The sequence below is a fragment of the Holdemanella porci genome, assembly GCF_019052655.1.
GTDB lineage: Bacteria > Bacillota_I > Bacilli_A > Erysipelotrichales > Erysipelotrichaceae > Holdemanella > Holdemanella hominis.
Window position 1 is genome coordinate 1 of record NZ_JAHQVB010000106.1, and the last position, 3,740, is coordinate 3,740.

Genomic DNA, 3,740 nt, shown 5'->3' on the forward strand with positions numbered 1-3,740 from the left:
GCAAATGAAAAGCGCCCATACAAATCATTTTATATGATTTGATGGGCTTTTTTTATAAACTTATTTCTATGGCACAATATTTGCTTGTATATAAGTGAATGACGTAATACAGAAAGGAGAAAGATGAATGAGTAGAGTAATATTTGCCTCGCATGGAGGATTATCTAAAGGAATGAAAGATTCAGTTTCTATGATCGTTGGAGATTTAGCTAAGGATGTAGAAACATATAGCTTGCTTCCTGGACAAAATCCTGAAGATTTTTATCAAGAAGTTTTGAAAGAAGCAAAAGAAAGTGAAGAACAAATTGTAATCTTGTGTGATATCAAAGGTGGAAGTGTTCACACAGCTTTATCTAAACTTGCAGTATTGGATAATGTAATGGTTTTTTCAGGAATGAACATGGGATTGGCATTAGATGTAGTAATGAAAAGCTTGGCCCAAAATCTTGAATTAGCAGATGCGAACGATTTGATTGAAGCAGCTAAAGAGGGAATGACAGTTATGAATGGTATGACAAGCGAAGATGATGAAGATTTCTAATAGGAGGATAAAAAAATGATCAAATTATTAAGAGTGGATCACAGATTGTTACATGGTCAAGTTGCTTTTTCTTGGAAAAATGCAGTTGAAGCAGATTGTATCTTAATTGCGTGCGATGCAGTTATGAAAGATGATTTAAGAAAAACATCAATTAAGTTGGCAAAACCAAGTGGTGTTAAATTAGTTATTAAAAATATGGATGATGCAGTAAATGCGATCAACAGTGGTGTTACAGACAAATACAAATTATTGACTGTAGTTGAATCTATTAAGGATGCTGAAAGATTGTGTAAAGAGTGCAACATCAATAAATTAAATCTTGGTGGTACTAAGGCTACTGCTGAAACTCGTAATATTTCGAAGGCAATGAATATTACTCCAGCAGAAGAAACAATTTTAAAAGGATTATGTGAATCAGGTGTGGATGTAACAATTCAGATGGTTCCAGAAGATAATCCAGTAAACGTAGAGAAAGTATTATAGGAGGAGAAATATGTTATTACAAGCAATTTTACTTGGCTTGGTAGCAATGCTTGGAAATGCTGAATATTTGTTCGGTACAAGCTTGTTGTCAAGACCGTTGGTTATGGGAGCTTTAACAGGCGTTGTACTTGGTGATATCCCAACAGGTGTGACTTTAGGGGCAACATTAGAATTAGCATTTATGGGAGCTTTCTCAATCGGAGCTAGTATTCCACCTGAAATGATTTCAGGAACCGTATTAGGAACAGCTTTCACAATTACTACAGGAGCTGGACCAGAAACTGCATTAACTGTTGGTTTACCAGTTGCTTCATTGGTTTTAATCGCAAAGAACGTTGGAATGGTATTTATTTTACCTCCATTTGTTCACAAAGCGGATACATATGCAGCTGAAGGAAACATGGCAGGAGTTGCTAGAATGCACTTCTTAGGTGGATTCTTCGGTGTTAACTTGATTATTGGTGTTATCGTAGCATGTGGTTACTATGCAGGTGGACCTGCTGTACAGGCTTTATTAAATGTAATTCCTGAATGGATCTCAAATGGTTTACAAATCACAATGGGCTTATTACCTGCAATTGGATTTGGCTTATTGTTGATGATGATTATGGACAAAGAAGTTGCATGTTTCTTCTTCTTAGGATTCGCATTAAGCGTATACTTAGGAATTCCAGTAACTGCAATCGCAATTTTTGGAGCTATCATCGCTATCGTATTAACTCAATTACGTAGCAATTCAGCTCAAACAGCTACAGAAGGAGGATTAGACGAAGATGACGACTTCTAATAAATTAACAAAAAAAGAATTAAATCAAGTATTCTGGCGTTCATTCGGAATGGAATGGGACTGGAACTATGAAAGACAGATGAACATGGCATACTGCTACTGTATGTTACCAGTAATCAAAAAATTGTATTCAAATAAAGAAGACCAAATTGCAGCTATGCAACGTCACTTGGAATTCTTCAATACGACTCCTCAATTGTCAACATTGATTTTAGGTATTAGTGCTGCCATGGAAGAAAGCAATGCGAATAATCCTGATTTTGATACAGAAAGTATCAACAGTGTAAAAGTTTCATTGATGGGACCTTTAGCTGGTATTGGTGATTCATTCATCTGGGGAACATTACGTATTATCGCTACTGGTGTTGGTCTATCGTTAGCGAATCAAGGAAATATCTTAGGACCTATCTTATTCTTATTGATCTTCAATATTCCTGCTCAAGGATTACGTTATTACTTAATGAATGCTGGTTATAAATTAGGTAGTGGATTCTTGGCTAAGATCCAGGAAAATGGATTGATGTCAAAACTTACTTATGCAGCAAGCGTTTTAGGATTGATGGTTGTTGGTGGTATGACTGCTGAAAACGTTTCAATCAAATTCCCATTGGCATTTGGTTCTGGTGATGAAGCAACTACATTAAATGATGTATTCAACAATATCATGCCTGGTTTAATGCCATTATTATTCACATTATTGGTTTACTATTTATTGAAAAAGAAAAATATTAAGACAACTACATTGTTGTTATTGTGTGTCGCAATCGGATTGATTGGCTCATTCTTTGGTATCTTAGGTTGTTAATAAATTTAAATAAATGGAGGAAAAGAAAATGATTAAATTTAATGAACAAGAAAAAATCGATAGCGTAAATGGAGCATTGGCTCTACGCCCTCAAATCAACGAAATCGTTGATGAAATCTGCGAACGTGGATATTCAAACATTTGCTGGTTAGGTGTTGGTGGTACTTGGGCAAGTTCTATGCAGGCTACAGTACACATGAAAGAGATGAGTGCTATTGAAACTTGGGCAGAAAATGCTGCTGAATACTTAACTACAGGAAACAAACGTATTACTAAAGATACAGTTGTTATTATCTCTTCTGTAACTGGAAACACTAAAGAAGTTGTTGATGCTATCAAAAAAATCAAAGCAGAAGTTGGCGCTACAGTTATCTCATTTGTTGATGCTAAAGAAGCTATCTTATTAGACTTAGCAGACTACAAAATCTCTTATCCAGTTAACGAACAATTAAAGTTCTTCATGGTTGCTGACCGCTTCATGTTCAACAATGGTGAATTCGAAGACTACGAAGATATGTATGCAGAATTTGACAAATACTTGGCTCAAGCTTTAGTAGAAGTTGAAAAGAAAGCTGAACCATTTGCTGTTGAATTTGCTAAAAAACACTGGAATGACGAAATGCACTACTTTGTAGGTGCTGGAAATCAATGGGGAGCTACTTACTCATACGCAATGTGCTATTGGGAAGAACAATTATGGTTAAAGACTAAATCAATCTCATCTAATGAATTTTTCCATGGTATGTTTGAAATCGTAACTAAAGAAACTCCAGTTACAATCTATATTGGTGAAGATGCTCAACGTCCATTGTCTGAGCGTGTAGCTAACTTTATTCCAAGAATTTGTGAAAACTACACAATTATTGACTCTAAAGATTACGAATTAAAGGGAATTAGTGAAAAATATCGTAAACACTTATCTCACCACGTAATGCACGCTGTAAACAACAGAATTGACGTTCACATGGAAATCGAAACTCGTCACCCAATGGAAATCCGTCGTTATTACAGAAGATTAGAATACTAAAATATAAAGGTGGAACCATTCCACCTTTTATATGTTGTTTAGGGAGCTAACTATATAAAATTCAAGTATTTTTTATGAAAAAGTTTGAAAATATAAA

The 3,740-nt window shown here is 35.1% G+C and carries 5 protein-coding genes; all 5 read left to right on the top strand.

Annotated elements, in window-relative coordinates:
* Positions 1-127 precede the first annotated feature (127 nt).
* Genes KTQ83_RS11415 through KTQ83_RS11435 form a run of 5 tightly spaced genes read left to right on the top strand, consistent with a single transcriptional unit; the run spans position 128 to position 3,643 of the window.
* Entirely contained in the window at positions 128-541 is a 414-nt protein-coding gene (locus tag KTQ83_RS11415) for a PTS sugar transporter subunit IIA (protein ID WP_217256884.1), read from the top strand.
* A 15-nt stretch (positions 542-556) separates the two neighbouring features.
* Positions 557-1,024, top strand: coding sequence for a PTS sugar transporter subunit IIB (locus tag KTQ83_RS11420; protein WP_217256885.1), 468 nt, complete (start codon positions 557-559; stop codon positions 1,022-1,024).
* A gap of 10 nt (positions 1,025-1,034) precedes the next feature.
* Complete coding sequence (locus KTQ83_RS11425) at positions 1,035-1,811, top strand: PTS mannose/fructose/sorbose/N-acetylgalactosamine transporter subunit IIC (protein WP_118114703.1); 777 nt, start codon at positions 1,035-1,037, stop codon at positions 1,809-1,811.
* Positions 1,798-2,616 (top strand): PTS system mannose/fructose/sorbose family transporter subunit IID, encoded by an 819-nt coding sequence (locus KTQ83_RS11430; RefSeq protein ID WP_217256886.1) that lies wholly within the window; start codon positions 1,798-1,800, stop codon positions 2,614-2,616. The genes KTQ83_RS11425 and KTQ83_RS11430 overlap by 14 nt, the downstream gene beginning before the upstream one ends.
* Before the next feature lie 28 nt (positions 2,617-2,644).
* Positions 2,645-3,643 (top strand): SIS domain-containing protein, encoded by a 999-nt coding sequence (locus tag KTQ83_RS11435; protein WP_217256887.1) that lies wholly within the window; start codon positions 2,645-2,647, stop codon positions 3,641-3,643.
* Positions 3,644-3,740: the final 97 nt, after the last annotated feature.